This window comes from Castellaniella sp., assembly GCF_041675725.1.
Classification (GTDB): domain Bacteria; phylum Pseudomonadota; class Gammaproteobacteria; order Burkholderiales; family Burkholderiaceae_B; genus Castellaniella.
In genome coordinates, this window is the sequence record NZ_JBAYTI010000044.1 from 1 (window position 1) to 23,623 (window position 23,623).

Here is a 23,623-nt window from a genome sequence, read left to right on the forward strand (position 1 = left end):
AGAGATAACCGCTGAAGGCATCTAAGCGGGAAACTCGTCTGAAGATTAGGTATCCCGGGGGCTTGACCCCCCTGAAGGGTCGTCCGAGACCAGGACGTTGATAGGCTGGGTGTGGAAGCGCGGCAACGCGTGTAGCTGACCAGTACTAATTGCCCGTGCGGCTTGATCCCATAACTTTGCAGATTCGAATGATTCGATGAGGCTGCAAGGTGCTGGGTTTGCGAGAGACGTGCCGTATGCGGCCTTTGCGCACCAGGTGTGCGCGGGCCGTGATGAACTAATGCAACCCGTTGTGTGCTTCTTCCAGTTTGGTGAGCCAGACCGCCCCGTGTGGCCTGGCTCACAATCGCTCATGCCTGACGACCACAGCAAGGTGGCCCCACTCCTTCCCATCCCGAACAGGACAGTGAAACGCCTTCGCGCCGATGATAGTGGATGGACATCCGTGAAAGTAGGTCATCGTCAGGCACCTTATCCGAAAAAGCCCCTGCAGAAACAAACTGCAGGGGCTTTTTGCATGTCCAGCCGGCCGTCGCGCACCTGCCAGGAACGTCCCGACGACATCCGTGGCATGGCGCCTGAATACGTTAGAATCCTAGGGTTCGAACTGACAGGGCTGCAGTGGCCCGGAGACTTCACATGACACAGGAAGAGGGCCGATACGAGGCTGACAAGGGCCTGGGTTCACGACAATTGATCCACCTGATGTACGGCTTGTTTGCCCTGGGCGTACTGACGGCAGGGCTCCTGGGGGCGGCCATCATCGCAGCGGTCGTGCTGGCGTATCTGAAGCGGGGCGAAATGATCGGCACTGTATACGCCGGCCACATCGACTGGATCCTCAGGACATTCTGGTGGGGGCTTCTATGGACGCTGCTCAGCGCGATTGCCAGCCTGGTGTTCGTCGGCTATGTCACTGGGCTCATCGTCCTGATCTGGGTGATCTACCGGGTGGTCAAGGGGTGGCTCGCGCATTTTGCCGGTGAAACCCCCCTGCCCGGGCTTTAGGATATCGGCCATGCCCCCTCCCCGGGGTCATGCCTGGAGGGCTCGTCAGGCATGCGCCGCCGGTTGGATGCATGGCGGATATCTTTGGGTTATTTAAGATGTTGGCTGACCAGTTTCGTGAGCTCGAACATCGATACCTGATCCTTGCCGAACAAGGGCCGCAGCTTGTCGTCGGCATTGATGTTGCGGCGATTGGCAGGATCCTGGAGGTCGTGCTTCTTGATGTAGTCCCAGATGCGCTTCGTGACTTCAGTGCGCGGGATGGCTTCACTGCCGATGACGGCTGCCAGGGTTGCACTAGGTGTCAGGGGTTTCATGAAGGCCGCATTGGGCTTGCGCCCCGTCTTTTGAGTGCTTGGCATGATTTCAGGCTCCTGCTTGGTTGAAGAAATGCCTTCGCAGCATAACGCGTGTTTCACCGAAATACAAAACGGATCTTTGGATCTTTTGATAACCAGGAAATGTACATGACTCCAGCACCCGTGAACCGTCTCGAATTGATCCGCCCCGATGACTGGCATTTGCATCTGCGCGACGGCGATATGCTGCAGGCGGTGGTGTCCGACTCCGCACGTCAGTTTGCGCGTGCAATCATCATGCCCAACCTCAAGCCGGCCGTCACCACCACGCAGGCGGCCATCGCTTATCGGGGGCGCATTCTCGAGGCCCTGGCACGCTCTGGGCTGGCGCCCGAGGCCGCCGCGTTCGAGCCCCTCATGACGCTGTATCTCACCGACCAGACCGCACCAGCCGAAATACAGCGCGCCCGCGACAGTGGGTTGGTTCATGGGGTCAAGCTGTATCCGGCAGGCGCCACGACGCATTCCGACCAGGGGGTGACCGATCTGCTCGGGCATTGCCGCCCGGCGCTCGAGGCCATGCAGGCGCTTGGCATGCCCCTGCTGGTGCATGGCGAAGTCACGGACCCGGCGGTCGATCTCTTCGACCGCGAAGCGGTATTCATCGACCGTGTCATGCGGCCCCTGCGGCATGCGTTTCCGGCGCTGAAGGTGGTGTTCGAGCATCTGACCACCGCAGAGGGGGTCGCGTATGTTCAGGAAGCCGACGGCCCGGTCGCCGGGACCATCACGGCCCATCATTTGCTGTACAACCGCAACGCCCTGTTTCAGGGGGGCTTGCGCCCGCATTGGTACTGCCTGCCGGTGCTCAAGCGCGAGCGCCACCGGCAAGCCTTGCTTCAGGCGGCCACCAGCGGCAATGCCCGATTCTTCCTCGGAACCGATAGCGCGCCGCATACCCGCCCGGCCAAAGAACAGGATTGCGGTTGCGCAGGTTGCTATACGGCGCGGCACGCCTTGGCCCTGTATGCGACGGCCTTCGATTCGGTGGGCCAGCTGGCGCGTCTCGAGGGCTTTGCCAGCCTGCACGGGCCTGCTTTTTATGGTCTTCCCGTGAACACCAGCCGGCTGGTCATCGAGCGGGCCGCCGATCGGGTGCCCGAATGCTTGGACGCGGGCGCGGGCGCACAGGCAATCGTCCCGCTGGCGGCGGGTGAATGGCTGCCCTGGCGGGTGCTGGACACGGTGGGCGATCCGGGCAGCAGCCCGCTCGATGACGCGCCATAACCCCGTCTGAGCAGGCCGCCGGCTAGGCGTCGTTGCGGTCTTCGAGCTCTGTCCAGCGCGTGAAAAGGGTGTCGAGCTCGGTGTGGAGCTGGTCCAGCGTTTCTTGTATGGCCTGCGCCTGATCGCTGCCGTCCCGGTAGAGATCGGGGTCGGACAGGCTGGCCGCCAGGTCTTCCTGTCGGGCCTCGAGTTCGGCAATCCGGTCGGGCAGTTCGGCCAGCTCTTTTTCTTCCCAGGGAGCCAGCCGGTTCTTGCGCGGCCTGCGCGCCTCATCGCGAGGCGCCGGCGGCGTCTCCATGGGTGTCGCGCGGGCGACCGTGTCTGAAGAGCGAGCCGGTGCGGCCTGTGCCGTGCCGGTTGCACTGGCTTGCTGCTGCGCCAGCCATTCGGTGTAGCCGCCCACGTATTCGACCCAGTGCCCGCCGCCTTCGGCGGCAATCACCTGGGTGACGACGTTGTCCAGAAAACTGCGATCGTGGCTGACCATCAGTACGGTCCCGCCGTAGTCCTGCAAAAGCGCCTCGAGCAGCTCGAGGGTGTCGATGTCCAGATCATTGGTGGGTTCATCCAGTACCAGCACATTGTGCGGCTGGGCAAACAGCCGTGCCAGCGCCAGCCGGGCCCGCTCGCCACCCGACAGGCTGGAGACGGGCGAGCGCGCCCGCTGGGGTGGGAAGAGAAAGTCTTCCAGGTAGCTCATGACGTGTTTGCGTTGCCCGCCGATTTCAACCCATTCGCTGCCTGGGCTGATGGTGTCCGCCAGCGTGGCCTGCTCGTCGAGCAGATTGCGCATCTGGTCGAAATACGCAATCGACAGGTTGGTGCCACGGTGCACCTGCCCCCGAAGAGGCGCGAGTTGGCCCAACATCAGGCGCAGCAGCGTGGTTTTCCCTGCCCCGTTGGGGCCGATCAGGCCCACCCGGTCGCCCCGCTGGATGAGCACGCTGAAATCACGGACCAGGAGCGTTTCGTCGTAGCCGAAGTCGACCGCGTCCAGCTCGATCACGCGCTTGCCTGATCGTTGCCCATCGGCCAAAGAGAACCGTACCTGTCCCTGGACATCCCGGCGCGCCGCCCGTTGCCTGCGCAGGTCCTCGAGCCGGCGGACGCGCCCTTCGTTGCGGGTTCTCCGGGCCTGGATGCCTTTTCTGATCCAGACTTCCTCTTGGGAAAGAAACTTGTCGAAACGGGCCTGTTCCTGGGCTTCGGCTTCGAGCCATTGCGCCTTGTGCGCCTGCCAGCGGCTGAAATTGCCGGGAAAACTGAGTATGCGCCCGCGATCGAGTTCGATGATGCGGGTGGCGACCGTATCCAGGAAACGACGGTCGTGGGTGATGACCACCAGCGTCAGGCGGGCCTTGAGCAGGTGCTCTTCGAGCCAGGCAATGCCGTCGAAATCCAGGTGGTTGGTCGGTTCGTCCAGCAGCAGCAGGTCGGGTTCGTCGATCAGGGCGCGCGCTAATGCGACCCGCTTGCGCTGTCCGCCCGAGAGGCCAGACAGCGGATGGTCGGCCGCCAGCCCCAGGGTTTCGATCAGCTGATCGGCGCGGGCTGGGCGGGACCAGTCTTCGCTGGCCAGGACGTCGCCCGCGAGGTAGCTGGCGACCGTGCTGGTCTCGGGGAGTTCGGGCTCTTGGTCGACCCGCGCGATGCGCAGGCCCGGGCTGCGCCGGATTTCGCCGTCGTCCAGTGCGGTGCGGCCTTCTAGCACCCGCAGCAAGGATGATTTCCCTGCCCCATTGCGCCCGATCAGGCCGACCCGTTCGCCGCTTTGCAACTGGAGGTCGGCTTGGTCCAGAAGCGGGTGGTGGCCATAGGCCAGCTGGGCCTTTGAAAGGGCCAGAACAGTATCCGTCATGATCCCTCCAGTGTACAATGGGCGGGCGGGGCAGGCCGGGCGGTCGCGGTGCCACAGGCATCGAGGAAGGTCCGGACTCCACAGGGCGCGGTAGCGGCTAACGGCCGTCCGGCAAGGTGGCAGGCCAGGGGCCGGCCGCCAAGCCGAGGAACAGGGCCACAGAGACGAGTCTGCCATGCGGGTGCCTGTTGGGCACACCGGCACGGCCATCTCCGTGCTGTGCGGCTGCAATGCAGTCGTGGCATGGCAGGGTGAAACGCGGCAACCTCTACCCGGAGCAATATCAAATAGGCATGCGCAGGCCATTGGCCGAAAGGGCGGCCCGCCCGAGCATGCGGGTCGATAGCCAGAGCGCGCCAGCAATGGCGCGCCCAGATGAATGATCGCCCACTGGGCTCGTCCCGGTGTACAGAATCCGGCCTACAGGCCTGTTCCGTCCTTTCCTTCTCATAAACGACATTCAGATCAACGCGTAATGCATTGATTTGACATGGTTTTATTTGCATAAAATATCTCTGGAACAGGTGTAAGTGCTTGTTGTGATTGAATAAATCTGCATCTTGGGCTTGACCGGCGGGCACGCTTCCCTTAGAGTGGGCGAAAGTAGGTTTTTGTGTCATGAAGTGGGAGATCCCCCCATGTTCCAGGGAAGCAGTGCCTTGACGCTCGATGCCAAGGGCCGGATGTCCATTCCGGCTCGGTATCGTGACGTCCTGCAGACCGAAGAACAGGGGCGCCTGACACTGACCCGCCACCCGGATGGCTGCCTGATCCTTTATCCGCGGTCCGAGTGGGAAGCCCGGCGTGCAAAGATCGCTGCCCTGCCGGCTTCCGCGCGCGCCCTGCAGCGCTTGCTGCTTGGCAGCGCCCAGGATGTGGACATGGATTCGGCGGGTCGGATACTGGTGGCGCCCGAACTGCGCTCGGCGGCTGGCCTGGACCGTGATGTCATGCTGCTGGGCCTGGGGGCCAATTTTGAAGTGTGGGATAGAACCCAATGGGATGTGCGGTGTGCCGACGATGTGAAGAACCTCGATCCGGCCATTCTTGAACAAATTTCATTCTGAGCCCTTCCATGGTGTCTGCTCATCGTACCGTTCTGCTGGAACCGGCCGTGGATGCCTTGCTGGATCCCGGGTTTGGCGGCAAAGGGCCCACCGGGCAGGCACCCAGCCTGGAAGGGGTGTACATGGACGGTACATTCGGGCGCGGAGGCCACGCCCGGCACCTGCTGACGCGGCTTCTGCCAAGGGCGCGCCTGCTGGTGTTCGACCGGGACCCGCAAGCCGTGGCCGTCGCCCGTGAATTGCAGCGCGAGGACCCCAGGGTCATTGTGGTGCACGACACGTTTGCTGCCATGGACGAACACCTCGATGGGTTGGGCATTGCCTGCCTGGACGGCATTTTGCTCGATCTCGGGGTGTCGTCGCCGCAGCTCGATGAGGCCGGTCGGGGGTTCTCTTTTCTGCGCGATGGCCCTCTGGACATGCGCATGGATACTCGTTTCGGACAGACGGCGGCCGAATGGCTGGCCCAAGCCGAGCAAAATCAGATCAAGGAGGTCATCGCACATTATGGCGAAGAACGGTTTGCTCTTCGGATTGCAAAAGCGATTGTTGCGCGCCGCCAATCCCGGCCGCTGTGTACCACGGGCGAGCTCGCCGAGCTCATTGCCAGTGCCGTCCCCACGCGCGAAAAAGGCCGTCATCCGGCTACCCGCAGCTTCCAGGCTATACGGATTCACATCAATGACGAGCTCACGCAGCTCGCGCACACCCTCCCGACAGCCCTGAAGCGGCTGTGCCCCCGCGGGCGCCTGGCGGTCATCAGTTTTCACTCGCTGGAAGACCGCATGGTCAAGCAGTGCTTCGCCGCGGCGGCGCACCCTGGCCAGGCACAGGCCCGTCTGCCGATCCCCGAGTCGGCCATGCCCCAGCCCTGGGTCAGGCTGCTGGGGCGTCGGCGGCCCGATGCCGCCGAGGTGGCCGAAAATCCGCGCGCCCGCTCGGCCGTCTTGCGGGCTGTCGAGCGCACCAGCGAGCCCATGCCGGCACATGCCGTGGCTCGTTTGCGTTCGGCGTCCGGGTGGGGCGCACGTCAGGACCCGGACCGGAATCGGGCACGGAGGCGGGCATGATGCGTCTGTCCGTTTTCCTGGCCGTGCTGCTGATGGCATCCGCCCTGTCCCTGGTGACCCTCCGCTTTCAGGCGCGCGAACTGTTCATGCAGGTCGAGCAGCTGAAAGTCGGCGCGCACGATCTGGATGCCGATTGGCGCCGTTTGCAGCTGAGGCGCGCCGAGCTGGCACGCAACGCCCGCATCGACACGCTGGCGCGCAATGAATTGCATCTGGTGCCGGTCGATCCCGAGCGCACCTTGTACGTCCAGCAGGCCCAGAAGCCTTTGGAGGGCCGGCCATGAAGCGCGTCGGATTTCACGCCAGCCCCGTGTTGGGGATGCGGCCCGTGTTCTGGCGCGCCAGGCTGGTGGTGCTCGTGCTGCTTCTGGGGTTCATGGCGCTGGCAGTGAAGGCGCTGGATCTCCAGGTCCTGTCCAACGAATTCCTGCAACGCCAGGGCGAGCGCCGCTACGAACGTACCCTGGTGTTGCCCGCCACCCGGGGCAAGATCTTCGATCGCAGCGGCTCGGTCGTGCTCGCGTCCAGCGTGCCCGCGCGCGCGGTCTGGGCCGTGCCGGAGGACTTCAACCGGGCGGATGACGCGCAAGTCAGGCAGCTGGCGGAACTGCTGGGTCTCCAGGTGGGCGAGCTGCGCCAGCGGACCGCGGGCGATGCGCGCAGTTTCGTCTATCTGCGACGCCAGGTGCCGCTCGACGTGGGGCGCAAGATCAGTGCCTTGAAGATACCGGGCGTGCACCAGTTGCCCGAAACGCGCCGCATCTATCCAGAAGGCGACGTCATGGCGCATATCGTCGGCTTCGCCAATATCGAAGATCATGGCATCGAGGGGATGGAGCTCGCCTTTGATGATCATCTGTCCGGGCAGCCGGGTATGCGACGCGTGATCCGTGATCGTCTGGGGCGCATCGTGGAAGAGGTGCAGGCCGTCGTGCCGCCGGTGGATGGCCATAATCTGCGGCTGTCTATTGATGCCGGCATTCAGTTCGATGCCTGGAAGGCGCTGCAGGAAGCCCTGGAAGTGCACAAGGCCCAGGCCGGGACGGCGATCGTGCTCGATGTACAGACGGGGGAAATCCTGGCCATGGTCACCCTGCCATCCTATGATCCGAACGAGACGTCGCAGCGCAGCGGCCCGGCCCTGCGCAATCGGGTGGTCACCGATACGTTCGAGCCCGGCTCCATCATGAAACCCTTCACGGCGGCGCTTGCCCTGGATTCCGGGCGCATCGCCCTGGATACGTTGTTCGATACCGGCAATGGCCGCTATGCTTATCATGGTGCCGTGATCTCGGATGTTTCGCGCAACGGCCGGCTGGATGTGCGTGGCATCATCCGGCATTCGAGCAACATCGGCATGACCATGATTGCCGATCGCCTGGATGCGCGCAGCATGTGGACCACGTTTTCGGAACTGGGTTTTGGACGGGTGCCGAGCATGCTGTTTCCAGGCACGGCATCCGGCCGCCTGCGGCCCTGGCAACGCTGGCGGCCCATCGAGCAGGCCACCATGGCGTATGGCTATGGGCTGTCGGTGTCGCTGCTGCAGGTCGCGCGCGCCTACACGGTTTTCGCGCGGGATGGCGACATGGTGTCGTTATCCATGGTTCGTCGCGAGGGGCGCCCGACCAGCGTGCAAGTCTATTCACCCGAGGTGGCGCGCCTGATGCGCGGCATGCTCGAGGCCGCCGCTGGCCCCGATGGTGCCCGGCTGGCCCAGGTTCGGGGCTACCGGGTGGCGGGCAAGAGCGGCACGGCGCGCAAAATCGTCAATGGCCGCTACAGCAAGACCAAGTACCGCAGCTCGTTCGTCGGCTTCGCGCCCGTGTCGGATCCCCGTATCGTGGTCGCGGTGTCCATCGATGAGCCAGGCGCGGGTGGCTATTATGGTGGGCGGGTGGCGGCACCGGTTTTTGCCGACATCGTGTCGGGCACGCTACGGCGCATGGGGGTCCGGCCCGATGCGCCCGTGGAAGCGGTGGACGCCCTGGTGGCGGCCGCGCCGGGCGGGAGGGCCGTGCAATGAGCAGTCTGGATATTCTGACGTGGCTGGACGAACAGGTGGCTCGAACCGCCGATCTCTGTCTGGACTCGCGCCAGATCCAGGCGGGTGACGTATTCTTTGCCTGCCCGGGGCAGGCGGACGATGGCCGCGGTTTCATGCAGGCCGCAGCCGATGCGGGGGCTGGCGCGATCGTGCGCGCTCGCGGCGGCGCGTTCCCTTCGCCCGAGGGGCTGCCCGTGCTCGAGGTGGATGATCTGGCCCGCTGCCTGGGGGAGGTGGCCCATTTGTGGTATGGACGGCCATCGGATGCCCTGACGGTGATCGCGGTGACCGGGACCAATGGCAAGACCTCGACCACCCAGTGGATTGCCGCAGCCCTCAATGCCGAGGACATGCCCTGCGGCACCGTGGGCACCCTGGGCGTCACCCTGGCCGATGGCCGCAATCTGGGCGGGGTGCTCACCACGCCCGACGTCCTGACGCTGCATCGCAGCCTCGCCGCCATCCAGCGGGCGGGGGCGGTGGCGGCCGCGATCGAGGCGTCGTCCATCGGCATCGAGCAAGGGCGCCTGGACGGGGTCACGGTCCAGGTCGCGGGCTTTACGAATCTGACCCGGGATCATCTGGATTATCACGGCAGTTTCGACGACTACAAAAAGGCCAAGTTTGCCCTGTTCGACCGGCCCGGCCTGCGCGGGGCCATCATCAACGCAGATGACCCGGCCGGGCGAGAGCTGCTCGAATGCAAGCCGGTGTCGGGCCATCGTCATGGATATGGCCTGGCGGCGGGCGGGATGGCCCTGTTTCGGGCAGAAGACATTCAACACAGTGCCGATGGCCTGGTCTTCAACCTGATCACGCCCCGCGGCCGCGCGCAAATCGTGACCCATCTGGTGGGCGAGCACAACATTTCAAACCTGCTGCTGGTGGCGGGTGTCCTGCGCGAGCTGGGCTGGGGCCTGAGCCGTACGGCCCGGGCCCTGGCGCGCCTGCAGCCGGTACCCGGGCGCCTGCAGGCGATCACAGCCCTGCCCGGCGGGCCGGCGTCGGGGCCGTATGCGCAGGCGCTGGTGGTGGTCGATTATGCGCATACGCCCGATGCCCTGGAACGCGTGCTCGTCTCGCTGCGGCCGGTCACCCAGGAGCGCGACGGGCGCTTGTGGTGCGTGTTTGGATGCGGGGGGGATCGCGACGCCGGCAAGCGTCCCCTGATGGGCGCGGTGGCAGAGCGGTTGGCCGATCGGGTCGTAGTCACCAGCGACAATCCGCGCGGCGAGGCGCCGGAAGCCATTGTGCAGGCCATTCTGTCCGGTATGCGGGCGCCGGTGCACGTGCAGATCGATCGGGCCCGCGCCATCCTGGAAACCATCTGGGATGCCGAACCGCGCGACGTAATCCTGCTGGCGGGCAAGGGCCATGAAACGTGGCAGGAAACCCGGGGTGTGCGGCGGCCGTTCGACGATCGGGACTGGGCCTGCCTGGCCCTGACCTGGCAGCAGGGGGCGCACGTGGCGACGGACACGCGTGATTTTCCGGCGGGCGCCCTGTACCTTGCCTTGCGTGGCGAGCGCTACGACGGGCATGACTTCGTGCAGGTGGCGGCCCAGTCGGGCGCGCGCGCTGCGCTGGTCGAACGCCGGCTGCCCGACGTGGATCTCCCGCAGCTGGTTCTGGGGGATACGCGCCACGCTCTGCAGTTGTGGGCCAGCGTCTGGCGCCGGCAATTCCATTTGCCGGTCATCGCCGTCACGGGCAGCAATGGCAAGACCACCACCAAGGAGATGATCAGCGCCATCCTGGCCGTCTGGTGGGGCGCGGACCAGCGCCTGGCCACGCCGGGCAATTTCAACAACGACGTCGGCGTGCCCCTGTCCGTGCTGCGGCTGCGGGGCGAGCATCGCGCAGCGGTGTTCGAGCTCGGTATGAACCATCCGGGCGAAATCGCAGATCTGGCCGCGGTGGCACAGCCCACTGTGGCGCTGGTCAACAATGCGCAGCGGGAGCACCAGGAGTTCATGCAGTCGGTCGATGCGGTCGCCCGCGAGAATGGGCAGGTGTTGCTGTCCCTGCCCGAGGACGGCGTCGCCGTGTTTCCCGCCGAGGATCCCTACGCGCCTCTTTGGCGGGACATGGCCGGGTCGCGGCGCGTGCGCTGTTTCGGCTTTTCCGATCGGGCCGAGGTCAGGGCGGCGCGAATCCGGGCCCGGCCGCAACGCACTGAATTCGAACTGCATCTGGCCGGCCAGTCTCACGAGGTCGTGCTGCATGCGCCTGGCCGGCACAACCTGCACAATGCCCTGGCTGCCGCCACTTGTGCCTGGGCCGCCGGCGCGCCGGCGGCGGCCATTGTCGAAGGCCTGAAGCGGTTCGTCCCGGTGGGTGGGCGCATGCAGCCCACGACCATGGCCGATGGCTTTCAACTCATCGACGACACGTACAATGCCAACCCGGATTCGGTGCGGGCCGCCATCGAGGTGCTGGCGGCCCTCGACGGCCGGCGCATTCTCGTCCTGGGCGATATGGCGGAAGTGGGGGTGCAGGGGCCGGCCATGCACGCCGAAGTGGGGGCTCACGCGCGGGACAGTGGCATCGATGTGTTGTTGACGCTGGGCGACGCAAGCCGTGCCGCAGCCGCCGCATTCGGAGCCGCCGCCCAGTCGTTTGATTCGCTGGAGGCTTTGCTGCCGCAGCTGCTTGCAGCCCGGCCGGGGCATATTCTGGTCAAGGGCTCGCGCAGCATGCAGATGGAACGGGTGGTGCAGGCATTGCAGGCCGATGCGACCGGCCCGCGAGGGGGGCCTCATGCTACTTGAATTGGCACGCTGGCTGGCGGACCATCATTTTCGTGCCTTTGGTGTGGTCGAATACATCACATTCCGGGCGGTACTGGCCAGCGCCACGGCGCTGGCCATCGGGCTCCTGTCGGGGCCCTGGTTGATTCGCCGCCTGACGGCCATGAAAATCGGTCAGTCGGTGCGCAGCTATGGCCCGAAGACGCATCTGCAAAAGAGCGGCACGCCCACCATGGGGGGCGCGTTGATCCTGATTGGGATCGGCATCAGCACTTTGTTGTGGGCCGATTGGTCGAATCGCTTCGTATGGGTCGTGCTGCTGGTGACGTTCGGTTTTGGCTGGATCGGCTGGGCCGACGACTACCGCAAGGTGGTCCATCACGATCCCGAGGGCATGCCCGCCCGGCAGAAGTTCTTCTGGCAGGCCCTGATCGGCGTGGTTGCCGCCATGTACCTGAGTTTCGCGGTCTCCGTGCCGGCCAACACCGGGTTGTGGCCTCTGTTTCGCGAATGGGTGCTCAGCGGCTTTTCCATGCCGCTGCCGACGCGTGCCGATCTGATCGTGCCGTTTTTCAAGACGATCAGCTATCCGCTGGGCGTTTTTGGTTTCATGACGCTCACCTGGCTGGTCATTGTGGGCACCAGCAACGCGGTCAACCTGACGGATGGGCTGGATGGCCTGGCCATCATGCCCACGGTGATGATCGCCGCCGCGCTTGGAATATTCGCGTATGTGGTAGGGCGCGTCGATTATTCCAGATACCTGCTGTTCCCGTATATTCCGGGTGCTTCGGAACTGATGGTGCTGTGTGCGGCGATCGCCGGCGCGGGCCTGGCGTTCTTGTGGTTCAACGCGTACCCGGCCCAGGTGTTCATGGGCGACGTCGGTGCCTTGGCGCTGGGGGGGGCGTTGGGTACGATTGCCGTCATCGTGCGGCAGGAAATCGTGCTGTTCATCATGGGTGGGGTGTTCGTGGTCGAGACCTTGTCGGTGATGCTGCAGGTCAGCTGGTTCAAATACACCAAGAAGCGCTACGGCGAGGGGCGCAGGATTTTTCGCATGGCACCACTGCATCACCACTTCGAGGTGGGCGGCTGGAAGGAAACGCAGGTGGTGGTCCGCTTCTGGATCATCACCATGATGCTGGTGCTGGTCGGTCTGGCCAGCCTGAAGCTGCGATGAGTCCGGTGGCCGCCTCCAGTGCATCGCCGCGCGCAGGCGCCCCGGCGCCCGTCACCCTGGTCATGGGCCTCGGTGAGACCGGTGTGGCCGCGGCCCGCTGGTGCGCCCGCCAGGGCGACGTGGTGCGCGTGCTGGATACCCGCGAGCAGCCGCCCGGCCTGGCGGCCCTGCAGGCACATGGCATGGTGGTCCAGGGGCATTTGGGTGTGGCGCAATTCGACGAAGCGTTCCTCCAGGGCGTGCAGACCCTGGTCGTGAGCCCGGGAATCTCTCCGCGGGATCCAAACGTGGCGGGCTTCCTGGCCCAGGCGCGGGCGCGTGGCGTCGACGTGCTCGGCGAGATCGAGCTCTTTGCGCGCGCCCTGAAGGCTCTGCACGGGCAGGAGGGGTATGCGCCGCGGGTGCTGGCCGTCACGGGCACGAATGGCAAAACCACGGTCACCGCCCTGACGCGCGAACTGGTCGAGGCCGCCGGCTACCGGGTCCGGGCCGCGGGCAACATTGGGCCGGCCGCCCTGGCCGCCTTGCTGGATGCCGTCGAACACGACATGCTGCCGGAGGTCTGGGTCCTGGAGCTGTCCAGCTTCCAGATCGAGGGCACCGAGTCTTTGCAGGCCGACGCGGCCGTGGTGCTCAATGTGACCCAGGACCATCTGGACTGGCACGGTTCCATGCCCGCGTATGCCGCTGCCAAAGCGCGGCTCTACGGCATGGCGGGCTGCAAGGTGTTCAATCGGGATGACGCCCGGGTCCGCGACATGATCGCCGACGCGGCCGACCTTCAGGTGTGCAGCTTCGGCCTGGGCCAACCGGCCCTCGTCGGGGACCTGGGCATCCATGAGCAAGGCGGCCTGGCCTGGCTGTCCGTGATGGAGGCGGATTCTGCGTCCCAGCCGGTGCGCGCGCGCAAGAGCGCACGCCGTACGCCGCCGGATAGCGGTCGCCAAGCGGGGCGGCTGCTGGATCTGATGCCTGCCGAGGCGTTGCGCATACGCGGCCAGCATAACGTACTCAATGCCCTGGCCGCCTTGGCGCTGGGGCGTGCCATCGGGTTGGACTGGGCCTCCATGCTGCACGCGGTGCGTGCCTACCGCGGCGAGGTGCACCGGATGCAGTTCGTGCGCTCGGTGGCTGGCGTGGACTTCATCGATGACAGCAAGGGGACCAATGTGGGCGCCACGCTCGCGGCGCTCCAGGGCCTTGGACGCCCTTCGGTCCTGATTGCCGGGGGGCTGGGCAAGGGGCAGGATTTCCAGCCGCTGTCGGCGGCGGTGCGTGATCATGCCCGAGCCGTGATGCTGATCGGCCAGGACGCCCGGATCGTGGCCCAGGCGCTGTCCGACAGTGGCGTTCCGCTGCATTTTTGCACCAGTCTCGAGGAGGCTGTCCGGCAGGGGTTCGAGCGGGCGCAGGCCGGGGATGCCGTACTGCTCTCGCCCGCCTGTGCGAGCATGGACATGTTTCGCAATTATGTGCATCGCGGGCAGCATTTCGTGGCCTGTGTCGATGCCCTTGCGGCAGACCAGGGAGAGGTGGCGTGAGCGTGCTCGGCGCCCTGGGGCGCAGCACCGGCTCGGCACGGGCTACACGCAGTGCCATGCCGATGCTGGACATCGGCCTGCTGGTCGCGGTGATGGCGCTCGTGCTGTTTGGCTTGCTGATGGTGTATTCGGCGTCGATCGCCCTGGCCGACGGACCACGCTACCAAGGGTACGGCCGGTTCTATTTCGTGGGCCGCCACGCGCTGTTCATCGCGATTGGCCTGTTGGGGGCGGGCATCGTGGCGGCCGTGCCGATGCGTGTCTGGCACAAGCTGACCGTGCCGCTGTTCGTGTGTGCGCTGTTGTTGCTGGTACTGGTGCTGGTGCCGGGGTTGGGGCGCGAGGTCAATGGGGCGCGGCGCTGGCTGCCGCTGGGGTTGTTGAATTTTCAGCCGTCGGAGTTGATGAAATTTGCCATGATGCTGTATGCGGCCGACTATGTCGTGCGCAAGCAATCGCACCTGCAAGGGTTCGTGGCCGGTTTCGTGCGTGGCTTCCTGCCCATCGCGCTGGCTTTGATCGTCGTCGGGGTACTGCTCCTGCTCGAACCGGATCTGGGGGCCTTCATCGTCATTGGGGCCATTGCCGTCGGCATTCTGTTCATCGGCGGCATCAACCTGAAATTGTTTACGCTCATGCTGGGCGGCGTGATGTCCAGCTTCTTGTTGCTCATCTGGCTTTCGCCCTGGCGCCGCGAGCGCCTGTTCGTCTACCTGGATCCATGGAATCCCGACAATGCCTACGGCAGTGCCTATCAGCTGTCGCACTCGCTGATCGCGCTGGGGCGGGGCGAATGGTTCGGTGTGGGCCTGGGGGCCAGCATCGAGAAGCTGCACTATCTGCCAGAGGCCCATACGGACTTCATCGTTGCCGTGATCGGCGAGGAGCTGGGCCTGGTGGGCTTGCTGTGCCTGATGGCCGTATTCGTGTTCATCGTGCTGCGCGCATTTGACGTCGCGCGCCAGGCCATGGTGCTGGAGCGCGCCTATGAAAGCCTGGTGGCCCAGGGCGTGGCGTTGTGGATCGGAGTCCAGGCGTTCATCAATGTCGGCGTGTGCCTGGGCTTGTTGCCTACCAAGGGCCTGACCCTGCCGCTGGTCAGCTATGGCGGTTCGGGTATCGTGATGAACCTGGCGGCCATGGCGCTTCTGTTGCGCATCGATCACGAGATGCGTTGCCTGATGCGGGGGAAACGCCGATGACACCGCCCCTGATCCTGATCATGGCCGGCGGTACGGGCGGGCACATCATGCCCGGTCTGGCGGTTGCGGCCGCCCTGCGGGCCCTGGGCTGGCGGGTCTTGTGGCTGGGCGATCCGCGGCGCATGGAGGGGCGGCTGGTGCCGGCCCAGGGGATCGAATTGTTGCCGCTACAGTTCGGGGGGGTGCGCGGCAAGGGTACCGGCGCGCTGCTCGGCCTGCCATTCACGCTCAGTGCAGCCTGCTGGCGGGTGCGCCGTGTGTTGCGGGTCCATCGGCCGGACGTCGTGCTGGGCATGGGCGGCTACGCCGCATTCCCGGGCGGCCTGATGGCCCGGCTTTCCGGCATTCCGTTGGTGATACATGAACAGAATGCCGTGGCCGGCACGGCGAATCGCATTCTGGCCCGGATCGCGACCCGTGTGCTGGCCGGCTTTCCAGGGGCGTTGCCGGGGGCCCTGATGACCGGCAATCCGGTTCGCGAGGCACTGGTGGATGTCACGCCCAGCGCGCTGCGCTATGCCCGGCGTTCGGGCCCGTTGCAGGTGCTGGTGGTGGGCGGCAGCCTGGGGGCGTTGCGTATCAATCAGCTGGTACCGGAGGCGCTGGTCAACATGCCGCCCGCGTTGCGGCCCCGCGTGCGGCATCAGGCCGGCGATGCGCATGTCACGGCGGTGCGCGAGCAGTATGCCCAGTTGGGGCTGGACGCCGATGTCAGCGCGTTTATCGAAGACATGGCCGAGGCCCTGGCGTGGGCGGATCTGGTCATATGCCGGTCTGGCGCCATGACGGTGGCCGAGGTGGCCGTCGTCGGGGTGGCGGCCTTGTTCATTCCGCTACCGCATGCCATCGATGATCATCAGACAGCCAATGCGCGGTATCTTTCGGAATGCGGCGGCGCGTGGGTGATTCCGCAGGCCCAGCTCGATGGCGTCGCCCTGGCGAACTGGCTGATGGCACGCACACGCAGCGAACTGGCTGCCGTGGCGAGCCACGCGCTGGAGCATGGCAGCCCCGAGGCGACCCGGCGCATCGCCGAGGTCTGCATACAGTCAAGGAAGGAACCCAGGTGAAGCATCGCATACGCAAGCTGCATTTCGTGGGCATTGGCGGTTCCGGCATGAGCGGCATCGCCGAGGTCCTGCTGAACCTCGGCTACGACATCAGCGGGTCGGACGTGCAAGAGACCGCGGTCACTCACCGTCTGCGGGCGCTGGGCGCCCAGGTGTATATCGGCCATGCGGCCGAACACATTCAGGGCGCCGGGGCGCTGGTCACCTCGACGGCCATCCAGGCCGACAATCCCGAAGTCCTGGCCGCGCGGGCCGCCCATGTCCCTGTGGTGCCGCGGGCCCTCATGCTGGCCGAGCTCATGCGTCTCAAGCGGGGCATCGCGGTCGCCGGCACCCATGGCAAGACCACCACGACCAGCCTGGTGGCCAGCGTACTGGCTGCGGGGGGGCTGGATCCCACGTTCGTGATCGGCGGCCGCCTGAATGCGGCGGATGCCAATGCGCGCCTGGGGCAGGGGGATTTCATCGTGGTCGAGGCCGACGAGTCCGACGCCTCGTTCCTGAATCTGCTGCCCGTCATGGCGGTGATCACCAACATCGATCTGGATCACATGGACACGTACGGCCATGACGTGGCCCGGCTCAAGAGCGCCTTTGTGGAATTCACACAGCGCCTGCCCTTTTACGGCAGCGTCATCTTGTGCGCGGACGATGCCAACGTGCGCGAACTGATCCCTTTTGTCTCCCGTCCGATCACGACCTATGGAATCGACAGGCCAGCCGGCTTTCGCGCGTACAATCTTCGCCATGACGGCGCGCGCATGTGCTTCGAGGTGGAACGCCAGGGGTTGCAGGGGGCGTTGCCCGGCCTGTCCATCTGCCTGAATCTGCCGGGTCGGCACAACGTCCTGAACGCGCTGGCGGCGATCGCCGTGGCCACCGAACTGGGCGTGGCCGATGCGGTCATCGCCGAGGCACTGGCACAGTTTCGCGGCGTTGGCCGCCGTTTCACGCTGCTGGGCCCATTTCCCGTCCCGGACGCGCATGGTGGCGGAGCGTTCGAACTGGTCGACGACTATGGCCACCATCCGGTCGAGATGGCGGCCACCCTGGCGGCAGCACGCGGCGTCTGGCCCGGGCGTCGCATCGTGCTGGCCTTTCAGCCGCACCGCTACACCCGGACGCGCGACTGCTTCGAAGATTTCGTGCAGGTGCTGGGCCAGGCGGATGCGGTCCTGCTCACCGAGGTCTATCCGGCCGGCGAACCGGCGCTGATCGCCGCGGATGGCCGTGCGCTGGCCCGCGCGCTGCGCGTGGCGGGCCGGGTCGAACCGGTCTTCGTTCCCGAGGTGGGCGACCTGGCCGATGCCATCCGCGATTTCGTGCGCGATGGAGATGTGGTGATCCTCATGGGGGCGGGTTCGATCAGCCGGGTGCCCGCACAATTCGGAGAAGGATTATGAGCCGCTTTGGACGCGTAGGTGTGTTGTATGGGGGGGTGTCTGCCGAGCGCGAGGTCTCGCTGATGTCCGGTGCGGGGGTGCATGCCGCCCTGCGGGCGCAGGGGGTGGATGCGCACCTGTTCGATACGGCCCACCAGACGGTGTCTGAGCTGGCCCGTGCGGGTTTTGATCGCGTGTTCATCGCCCTGCATGGGCGGTATGGCGAGGACGGTACGCTGCAGGGCGTGCTCGAATTGCTGCGCATCCCGTATACTGGCAGCGGTCCCAAGGCCTGCAGCTTGGCCATGGACAAGACCACGACCAAGCGGGTGTGGCTGCAGCATGGTTTGCCCACCCCCGACTTCGTCGAGTTGTCTTGCGACGAGCCCCCCGAGGATCTGGCGGGGCGCTTGGGCCTGCCGCTGGTCGTCAAGCCAGCCCACGAGGGCTCCACCCTGGGGCTGACACGCGTGCAGACGGTGGATCAGATCTTGCCGGCACAGCAGCTTGCCTGCCGCTATGATGACCGCATTCTGGCCGAGCGCTTCATCCGCGGGCGTGAACTCACCGTCTCCATCCTGGGAACCGGACGGTCTGCCCGGGCCTTGCCGATCACGGAAATCATTGCCCCGGACGGCCACTATGATTATGAGCATAAATACATATCCGACGACACGGTCTACGAGACTCCGGCGCGTTTGCCAGCGGTGTTGAGCGCGCATATTCAGGACCTGGCCGTGCGGGCCTACCAGGCACTCGATGGCGAGGGCTGGGGCCGGATTGACGTCATGCTCGATGAACAGGATCAGCCGTGGCTGCTCGAGCTCAATACGTCGCCGGGCATGACCGGACACTCGCTGGTGCCGATGGGCGCACACGCTGCGGGCATGAGCTATGCCGAGCTGTGCCTGGAAATACTGTCGACGGCGCGCTGCAAGTTGCAGCGTGCCCGGGTTTCATGAGGGCCGGATCATGCTGCTGGAAGCCCGTCTCGTGAACCTGCTGGCCAATCTGCTGGCCCTGGCTGCCGTGCTGTCCATGGTGGCCGGGGTGGTGTTTTGGATCATCCGCAGGCCTTACTTCGAGATCAGGCGTCTGGAGATCACCCCGATGGCGGACATGGCGCTTGATTATGTGACGCCCGCCAACCTGCAGACCAGTCTGGACGGGCGCGTACGCGGCAATTTCTTTCTGCTGGACCTGAATACGGTTCGCTCGACGATCGAGTCGGCTCCGTGGATACGCCACGTCGATGTCCGGCGCATCTGGCCCGATACGCTCCGGGTGAGCATCGAAGAGCAGCGCCCGTTGGCGTTCTGGAATGAAAACCAGATGATCAACACCTGGGGGGAAACCTTCACGGCGAATCCGGGCGAGCTGCCGGATGGCTTGAATATTCCCCAACTGAACGGGCCGGCGCATTCGGAGCGGCTGGTCGTCCAGCGCTACGCTGAAATTGCGGGGCGTTTCGCGCCATTGGGCCTGAGCGTCCAAGAGGCCACGCTGACGCCCCGCTACGCATGGGAGGTTGTGCTCTCCGATGGCATGCAACTGAGCCTGGGGCGTGATCCCGCGGCAGACGTGCCCGATCCGCACGGCCGCGCGGGCGCCCTGCCGTTTGCGGCACGCATCGATCGATTTGTCCGGGCATGGCCCGAATTGACCCGCCGTCTGGGGCAGGTCATTCGCCATGCCGACCTGCGTCATCCCAATGGGTTTGCCATCAGCCTGGCGAGCGGCTCCGTTGAACCTTCTTCTTCCAACACACCATGACACGCGACATCAAAGACCTGATCGTTGGATTGGATATCGGCACCAGCAAGGTGGTGGCGGTGGTCGCCGAGATCCTGCCGGAGGGCGGCTTCGAGGTACTGGGTCTGGGCCAGCATGAATCCGAGGGCATGCGCAAGGGCGTCGTGGTCAACATCGAATCGACCGTCAATTCGATTCAACGGGCGCTCGAGGAAGCAGAATTGATGGCAGACTGCAAGATCCGAGAAGTCTATACGGGCATCGCCGGCAGTCACATCGCCAGTTTCAACTCGGCGGGCATGGTGGCGGTCAAGGACAAGGAAGTCACGGCGGCCGACGTGGCCCGTGTCGTGGAAACAGCCCGGGCCGTGAACATTCCCAACGACCAGCAGGTGCTGCACGTGCTCACCCAGGAGTTCATCGTCGATTCGCAGGAAGACATCCGCGAGCCGATCGGCATGAGCGGCATGCGGCTCGAAGTTCGGGTGCACATCGTCACCGGGGTGGTCAGCGCGGTCCAGAACATCATCAAGTGCGTGCGCCGTTGCGGCCTCGAGGTGCAGGATCTGATCCTCCAGCCGCTGGCGTCCAGCCTCTCTTGCCTGACGTCCGACGAAAAGGAATTGGGTGTGGTGCTGGTGGACATCGGGGCCGGTACCACCGACATCGCCATTTACACCGGCGGCGCCATTCGTCATACGGCCGTGATTCCCATCGCGGGCGACCAGGTGACCAGCGATATCGCCGCCATGCTGCGCACGCCCACGCCCGATGCCGAAGAAATCAAGCTGCAGCACGGCATCGCCAAGCAAACGCTGGTCGATGCCGAAGAGATCATCGAGGTGCCTGGGCTGGGGGATCGGCCCAACCGCAGCGTCAAGCGCCAGGCGCTGTCGGCGGTGATCGAGCCGCGCCTGGAAGAATTGTTCGGCTTCGTGCAGCAGGTGGTCAGCGAGTCCGGCCACGAAGAACTGCTGGCGTCGGGGGTGGTTTTGACGGGGGGTACGGCCTTGATGCCAGGCATGGTAGAGCTCGCCGAAGATATATTTCTCAAGCCGGTGCGGGTGGCGGTGCCCCTGTACAGCGGCAGTCTGTCCGACGTGATGCGCAACCCGCGTTTCGCGACGGTGATGGGTTTGCTCACCGAGGCGCGCATGCAGCACGCCCGGGGTCGCAAGGTCGCGCAGCAGAAAGGCCGGTTCCGGTCATTTCTGACGCGCATGAAGGAGTGGTTCATGAACTGACCAGAAGAACGGGTCAAAAGGTTGACATGAGCTTTCAGGGGATGCATTGTTTCACTGTAATGAGGAAATCGACATGATGAATTTTGAGATGCTGGACACCAGCCGCAGCGGCACGGTGATCAAGGTGGTGGGGGTCGGCGGGGCGGGCGGCAATGCCGTGGGCCACATGATTCGTTCGGGGGTGCAGGGGGTCGAGTTCATCTGCGCCAATACCGATGCGCAGGCGCTGGCGTCCAGCGAGGCGCCGGTCCAGATTCGCCTGGGCCGCACCGGCCTGGGGGCCGGGGCCAAGCCCGATCAGGGCCGTGCCGCGGCCGAATCGGCCCGCGAAGAAATCCGGGCCGCCCTGAACGGCGCGCACATGGTCTTCATCACGGCCGGCATGGGCGGCGGCACGGGAACAGGGGCCGGTCCGGTGGTGGCCGAAGTCGCCAAAGAGCTCGGGATCCTGACCGTCGGGGTGGTCACCAAGCCGTTCCTGTTCGAGGGCACCAAGCGCATGCGCATGGCCGAAGAAGGCATCCGCGAGCTGTCTCGCAACGTGCATTCGCTCGTCGTGGTGCTCAACGAGAACCTCTACGATCTCATGGACGAAGACGCTACGCAGGATGACTGCTTCAAGGCCGCCGACGACGTACTGCACAACGCGTGCGCCGGCATTGCCGAAATCATCAACGTCGAAGGCAACGTGAACGTCGACTTCGAAGACGTCAAGACCATCATGGGCGAGCAAGGCCAGGCCATGATGGGCACGGCGGTGGCTTCGGGCGCCGATCGGGCGCGTGTGGCGGCCGAGCAGGCCATCGCCTGTCCGCTGCTCGAAGGGGTGGATCTGCATGGCGCGCGGGGCATCCTGGTCAACATCACGGCCAGCCAGGGGCTGAAGATGCGCGAGACACGCGAAATCATGGACACCATCGGCAGCTATGCCGCAGCCGATGCCACGGTGATCTTCGGCACGGCCTACGACGAGGCCATGGGCGAACATTTGCGCGTGACCGTGGTGGCCACCGGGCTGGGTATGGCACGGCCCCAGCTGGTCTCCAGCCAAAGCGAGGTCACCCGCACCGGAACGGACGACGTGCCGGTGTTCCGCGCGCAAAACTTCGAAGGAACCGATGTTCCCTCCGTGATGCGCAATCCGCGAGCTTCGGCGCAGATTCGCGCGCTCGAAGGGGCTGGCATGGATCACTACGACATTCCCGCTTTCCTGCGAAAGCAGGCAGACTAACCTCCGCTTGGGGTATTGCATCGTTTCCTCACGAAGTGTTCGCTGATGCGCCAAGGCGCCAGGCGCGACGTCCCGGCCCGCTCCCCTGAGGGCCGGGATGGCGCATCGACCTGGCGGTACTCGTGGAAAACCCTGATTCAGGTTAAAATGCCACGTTTCGTGTCGTGCAACAGTTCACGCGCACGTCAACTCCATGAAGGCCGCTATGTTGCTTCAACGCACCATAAAACAGTCGATTTCCACCACGGGCGTGGGTCTGCACTCGGGGCATCGCGTCAAGATCACCTTGCGTCCGGCCCAGCCAGGGACCGGCATCGTGTTCCATCGCGTCGATCTCCCCCAGGTGGTCGATCTCCCCGCCCGGGCTGATGCCGTGGGCGATACCCGGCTTGCCTCGGTGCTGCAGCAGGGTTCGGTCCGGGTCTCCACCGTCGAGCACCTGATGTCGGCCCTGGCCGGCCTGGGGGTCGATAATCTGCACGTCGACCTGGACGCCGAAGAAGTCCCCATCATGGATGGCAGCGCCGCCACGTTCATCTATCTGCTGCGCAGTGCAGGCCTGGTCGAGCAGCCCGCTCCCAAGCAGTTTCTGCGCGTGCTCGAGCCCGTCGAAGTGCGCGAAGGCGAAGGCCCGGCGGCCAAATGGGCGCGGCTCGAACCGCACGAAGGGTTTGCGCTGTCGTTTTCCATCGATTTTCACCACCCGGCCATCAATGCCACGGCCAATGTGGCTGAAATCGATTTCGCCCATGATTCTTACGTCAAAACCATTGCCCGTGCGCGCACGTTCGGGTTTGCCAGCGAGGTCGAGGCCTTGCGCTCGATGGGGCTGGCCCGTGGCGGCAGCCTCGACAACGCCATCGTGATGGATGAATACCGCGTACTCAACCAGGATGGCCTGCGCTATGACGACGAATTCGTCAAGCACAAGATCCTCGACGCCATCGGAGACCTGTACTTGGTCGGCTACCCATTGGTGTCGCGTTACGTGGCCAACAAGTCTGGGCACGGTCTGAACAATCAGCTGGTTCGGGCGCTGCTGGCCCGGCAGGACAGCTGGGAAATCGTTCACTATGCCACCCAAGAGGCCGCGCCTGCCGCGTTCACCCGAGACTGGCAGTTCGCCTGAGCACCGCCGCCGCGGCGCGCCCTACCGGTGGTGGGCCAGCAGCCGTGCAATGGCCTCTGACAACGGCCCTGCAGACACGTTTTGCTGCAGCGCCGCGAACAGGCTCAGCGCCTGGCTGTCGAGGGGTCGGGTTTCACGCTGCGTTTTTTGTGCCCTGTTGGCGCCCCCAGACGCATCGATACGGATCATGATGTCATTGACCGGCCAACCCCGGGCGTGCAGTTGGCGCACGACGGCCGGGGTCACCTGGCGCAGGCGCGCAGCCTGTGCCGGGCTGGACACCGACAGCGCAAGGGTGCCGTTTTCCAGGCGCGCGGCGCGCACGCACCGGCCCAGCGCGCGTGGCAGTGCCGGGGCCATGTCGGTTTGCAGGGCCAGCAGTTCGCGCGCCGTCTGCAGCAGCGAAGCCCCCTGCGGATGGTGGGCCAGCCACTGCAGGGCCGGGGTGGCAGCCGCCCTGGAGCGGCGGGATGGGGCAGGCCTGGACATAAGGATACTCGGAT

At 65.2% G+C, this 23,623-nt stretch carries 20 protein-coding genes, 2 rRNA genes and 1 other RNA gene; 20 read left to right on the forward strand and 3 right to left on the reverse strand.

Going from position 1 to position 23,623, the window contains the following annotated elements:
* The 3 genes from WCZ84_RS09755 to WCZ84_RS09765 form a co-directional block, all read left to right on the forward strand.
* Window positions 1-170: ribosomal RNA gene (locus WCZ84_RS09755) — 23S ribosomal RNA — on the forward strand; the annotation flags it as partial.
* 185 nt (window positions 171-355) lie between these two features.
* Window positions 356-468 (forward strand): 5S ribosomal RNA (gene rrf, locus WCZ84_RS09760).
* A 171-nt stretch (window positions 469-639) separates the two neighbouring features.
* Window positions 640-1,008, forward strand: a complete 369-nt coding sequence (locus tag WCZ84_RS09765) for a DUF4870 family protein (protein WP_372686081.1) — start codon at window positions 640-642, stop codon at window positions 1,006-1,008.
* Window positions 1,009-1,097: 89 nt separating this feature from the next.
* On the opposite strand, the gene WCZ84_RS09770 is transcribed toward WCZ84_RS09765, so the two are convergent.
* Complete coding sequence (locus tag WCZ84_RS09770; protein ID WP_372686082.1) at window positions 1,098-1,370, reverse strand: SWIB/MDM2 domain-containing protein; 273 nt, start codon at window positions 1,368-1,370, stop codon at window positions 1,098-1,100.
* 105 nt (window positions 1,371-1,475) lie between these two features.
* Here WCZ84_RS09770 and pyrC point away from each other — a divergent pair, with 105 nt between their 5' ends.
* Entirely contained in the window at window positions 1,476-2,594 is a 1,119-nt protein-coding gene (gene pyrC, locus WCZ84_RS09775) for a dihydroorotase (RefSeq protein ID WP_372686083.1), read from the forward strand.
* Between the two features lie 22 nt (window positions 2,595-2,616).
* Here the strand turns inward: pyrC and WCZ84_RS09780 are convergent, their stop codons facing one another.
* Window positions 2,617-4,452 carry an ATP-binding cassette domain-containing protein gene (locus tag WCZ84_RS09780; protein ID WP_372686084.1) on the reverse strand — a complete coding sequence of 612 codons (1,836 nt, stop codon included), beginning with the start codon at window positions 4,450-4,452 and terminating at the stop codon, window positions 2,617-2,619.
* A 27-nt stretch (window positions 4,453-4,479) separates the two neighbouring features.
* Here WCZ84_RS09780 and rnpB point away from each other — a divergent pair.
* From rnpB to lpxC, 16 genes are all read left to right on the forward strand, one after another.
* Window positions 4,480-4,891, forward strand: an RNA gene (gene rnpB / locus WCZ84_RS09785) — RNase P RNA component class A.
* Window positions 4,892-5,090: 199 nt separating this feature from the next.
* Entirely contained in the window at window positions 5,091-5,519 is a 429-nt protein-coding gene (gene mraZ / locus WCZ84_RS09790; protein ID WP_372686085.1) for a division/cell wall cluster transcriptional repressor MraZ, read from the forward strand.
* Window positions 5,520-5,527: 8 nt separating this feature from the next.
* A complete protein-coding gene (gene rsmH, locus WCZ84_RS09795; protein WP_372686086.1) occupies window positions 5,528-6,589 on the forward strand; it encodes a 16S rRNA (cytosine(1402)-N(4))-methyltransferase RsmH in 1,062 nt (353 codons plus the stop codon).
* Window positions 6,586-6,873: a cell division protein FtsL gene (gene ftsL, locus WCZ84_RS09800; RefSeq protein ID WP_372686087.1), complete on the forward strand. Its 288-nt coding sequence runs from the start codon at window positions 6,586-6,588 to the stop codon at window positions 6,871-6,873. Before rsmH ends, ftsL begins: the two co-directional genes overlap by 4 nt.
* Window positions 6,870-8,615: a peptidoglycan D,D-transpeptidase FtsI family protein gene (locus WCZ84_RS09805; protein WP_372686088.1), complete on the forward strand. Its 1,746-nt coding sequence runs from the start codon at window positions 6,870-6,872 to the stop codon at window positions 8,613-8,615. Before ftsL ends, WCZ84_RS09805 begins: the two co-directional genes overlap by 4 nt.
* Window positions 8,612-11,407: a bifunctional UDP-N-acetylmuramoyl-L-alanyl-D-glutamate--2,6-diaminopimelate ligase MurE/UDP-N-acetylmuramoyl-tripeptide--D-alanyl-D-alanine ligase MurF gene (murF, locus tag WCZ84_RS09810; RefSeq protein ID WP_372686089.1), complete on the forward strand. Its 2,796-nt coding sequence runs from the start codon at window positions 8,612-8,614 to the stop codon at window positions 11,405-11,407. The genes WCZ84_RS09805 and murF overlap by 4 nt, the downstream gene beginning before the upstream one ends.
* Window positions 11,397-12,569 (forward strand): phospho-N-acetylmuramoyl-pentapeptide-transferase, encoded by a 1,173-nt coding sequence (mraY, locus tag WCZ84_RS09815; RefSeq protein ID WP_372686090.1) that lies wholly within the window; start codon window positions 11,397-11,399, stop codon window positions 12,567-12,569. Before murF ends, mraY begins: the two co-directional genes overlap by 11 nt.
* A complete protein-coding gene (murD, locus tag WCZ84_RS09820) occupies window positions 12,566-14,110 on the forward strand; it encodes a UDP-N-acetylmuramoyl-L-alanine--D-glutamate ligase (RefSeq protein ID WP_372686091.1) in 1,545 nt (514 codons plus the stop codon). The genes mraY and murD overlap by 4 nt, the downstream gene beginning before the upstream one ends.
* Window positions 14,111-14,166: 56 nt before the next feature.
* Complete coding sequence (gene ftsW, locus WCZ84_RS09825; protein WP_372686099.1) at window positions 14,167-15,312, forward strand: putative lipid II flippase FtsW; 1,146 nt, start codon at window positions 14,167-14,169, stop codon at window positions 15,310-15,312.
* The gene (gene murG, locus WCZ84_RS09830) at window positions 15,309-16,382 is read left to right on the forward strand and encodes an undecaprenyldiphospho-muramoylpentapeptide beta-N-acetylglucosaminyltransferase (RefSeq protein ID WP_372686092.1); all 1,074 of its coding nucleotides are present in this window, start codon (window positions 15,309-15,311) and stop codon (window positions 16,380-16,382) included. The genes ftsW and murG overlap by 4 nt, the downstream gene beginning before the upstream one ends.
* Complete coding sequence (murC, locus tag WCZ84_RS09835; RefSeq protein ID WP_372686093.1) at window positions 16,379-17,785, forward strand: UDP-N-acetylmuramate--L-alanine ligase; 1,407 nt, start codon at window positions 16,379-16,381, stop codon at window positions 17,783-17,785. The genes murG and murC overlap by 4 nt, the downstream gene beginning before the upstream one ends.
* Window positions 17,779-18,726, forward strand: coding sequence for a D-alanine--D-alanine ligase (locus WCZ84_RS09840; RefSeq protein ID WP_372686100.1), 948 nt, complete (start codon window positions 17,779-17,781; stop codon window positions 18,724-18,726). Before murC ends, WCZ84_RS09840 begins: the two co-directional genes overlap by 7 nt.
* A 10-nt stretch (window positions 18,727-18,736) precedes the next feature.
* Window positions 18,737-19,537, forward strand: a complete 801-nt coding sequence (locus WCZ84_RS09845) for a cell division protein FtsQ/DivIB (RefSeq protein WP_372686094.1) — start codon at window positions 18,737-18,739, stop codon at window positions 19,535-19,537.
* Window positions 19,534-20,760 (forward strand): cell division protein FtsA, encoded by a 1,227-nt coding sequence (gene ftsA, locus WCZ84_RS09850; protein WP_372686095.1) that lies wholly within the window; start codon window positions 19,534-19,536, stop codon window positions 20,758-20,760. Before WCZ84_RS09845 ends, ftsA begins: the two co-directional genes overlap by 4 nt.
* A gap of 73 nt (window positions 20,761-20,833) precedes the next feature.
* Complete coding sequence (gene ftsZ, locus WCZ84_RS09855) at window positions 20,834-21,991, forward strand: cell division protein FtsZ (protein ID WP_372686096.1); 1,158 nt, start codon at window positions 20,834-20,836, stop codon at window positions 21,989-21,991.
* A gap of 205 nt (window positions 21,992-22,196) precedes the next feature.
* On the forward strand, window positions 22,197-23,120 hold the full coding sequence (gene lpxC, locus WCZ84_RS09860; protein ID WP_372686097.1) for a UDP-3-O-acyl-N-acetylglucosamine deacetylase: 924 nt from the start codon (window positions 22,197-22,199) through the stop codon (window positions 23,118-23,120).
* Between the two features lie 21 nt (window positions 23,121-23,141).
* Here lpxC and WCZ84_RS09865 read toward each other — a convergent pair.
* The coding region (locus tag WCZ84_RS09865; RefSeq protein WP_372686098.1) for a DciA family protein at window positions 23,142-23,623 on the reverse strand (482 nt) is incomplete at its 5' end.

What these genes read in the sequence shown, in the direction of transcription:
- WCZ84_RS09765 (WP_372686081.1), top strand. Translation starts at nt 640, where the DNA reads ATGACACAGGAAGAGGGCCGATACGAGGCTGACAAGGGCCTGGGTTCA.
- WCZ84_RS09770 (WP_372686082.1), bottom strand. Translation starts at nt 1,370, where the DNA reads ATGCCAAGCACTCAAAAGACGGGGCGCAAGCCCAATGCGGCCTTCATG.
- pyrC (WP_372686083.1), top strand. Translation starts at nt 1,476, where the DNA reads ATGACTCCAGCACCCGTGAACCGTCTCGAATTGATCCGCCCCGATGAC.
- WCZ84_RS09780 (WP_372686084.1), bottom strand. Translation starts at nt 4,452, where the DNA reads ATGACGGATACTGTTCTGGCCCTTTCAAAGGCCCAGCTGGCCTATGGC.
- mraZ (WP_372686085.1), top strand. Translation starts at nt 5,091, where the DNA reads ATGTTCCAGGGAAGCAGTGCCTTGACGCTCGATGCCAAGGGCCGGATG.
- rsmH (WP_372686086.1), top strand. Translation starts at nt 5,528, where the DNA reads ATGGTGTCTGCTCATCGTACCGTTCTGCTGGAACCGGCCGTGGATGCC.
- ftsL (WP_372686087.1), top strand. Translation starts at nt 6,586, where the DNA reads ATGATGCGTCTGTCCGTTTTCCTGGCCGTGCTGCTGATGGCATCCGCC.
- WCZ84_RS09805 (WP_372686088.1), top strand. Translation starts at nt 6,870, where the DNA reads ATGAAGCGCGTCGGATTTCACGCCAGCCCCGTGTTGGGGATGCGGCCC.
- murF (WP_372686089.1), top strand. Translation starts at nt 8,612, where the DNA reads ATGAGCAGTCTGGATATTCTGACGTGGCTGGACGAACAGGTGGCTCGA.
- mraY (WP_372686090.1), top strand. Translation starts at nt 11,397, where the DNA reads ATGCTACTTGAATTGGCACGCTGGCTGGCGGACCATCATTTTCGTGCC.
- murD (WP_372686091.1), top strand. Translation starts at nt 12,566, where the DNA reads ATGAGTCCGGTGGCCGCCTCCAGTGCATCGCCGCGCGCAGGCGCCCCG.
- ftsW (WP_372686099.1), top strand. Translation starts at nt 14,167, where the DNA reads ATGCCGATGCTGGACATCGGCCTGCTGGTCGCGGTGATGGCGCTCGTG.
- murG (WP_372686092.1), top strand. Translation starts at nt 15,309, where the DNA reads ATGACACCGCCCCTGATCCTGATCATGGCCGGCGGTACGGGCGGGCAC.
- WCZ84_RS09845 (WP_372686094.1), top strand. Translation starts at nt 18,737, where the DNA reads ATGCTGCTGGAAGCCCGTCTCGTGAACCTGCTGGCCAATCTGCTGGCC.
- ftsA (WP_372686095.1), top strand. Translation starts at nt 19,534, where the DNA reads ATGACACGCGACATCAAAGACCTGATCGTTGGATTGGATATCGGCACC.
- ftsZ (WP_372686096.1), top strand. Translation starts at nt 20,834, where the DNA reads ATGATGAATTTTGAGATGCTGGACACCAGCCGCAGCGGCACGGTGATC.
- lpxC (WP_372686097.1), top strand. Translation starts at nt 22,197, where the DNA reads ATGTTGCTTCAACGCACCATAAAACAGTCGATTTCCACCACGGGCGTG.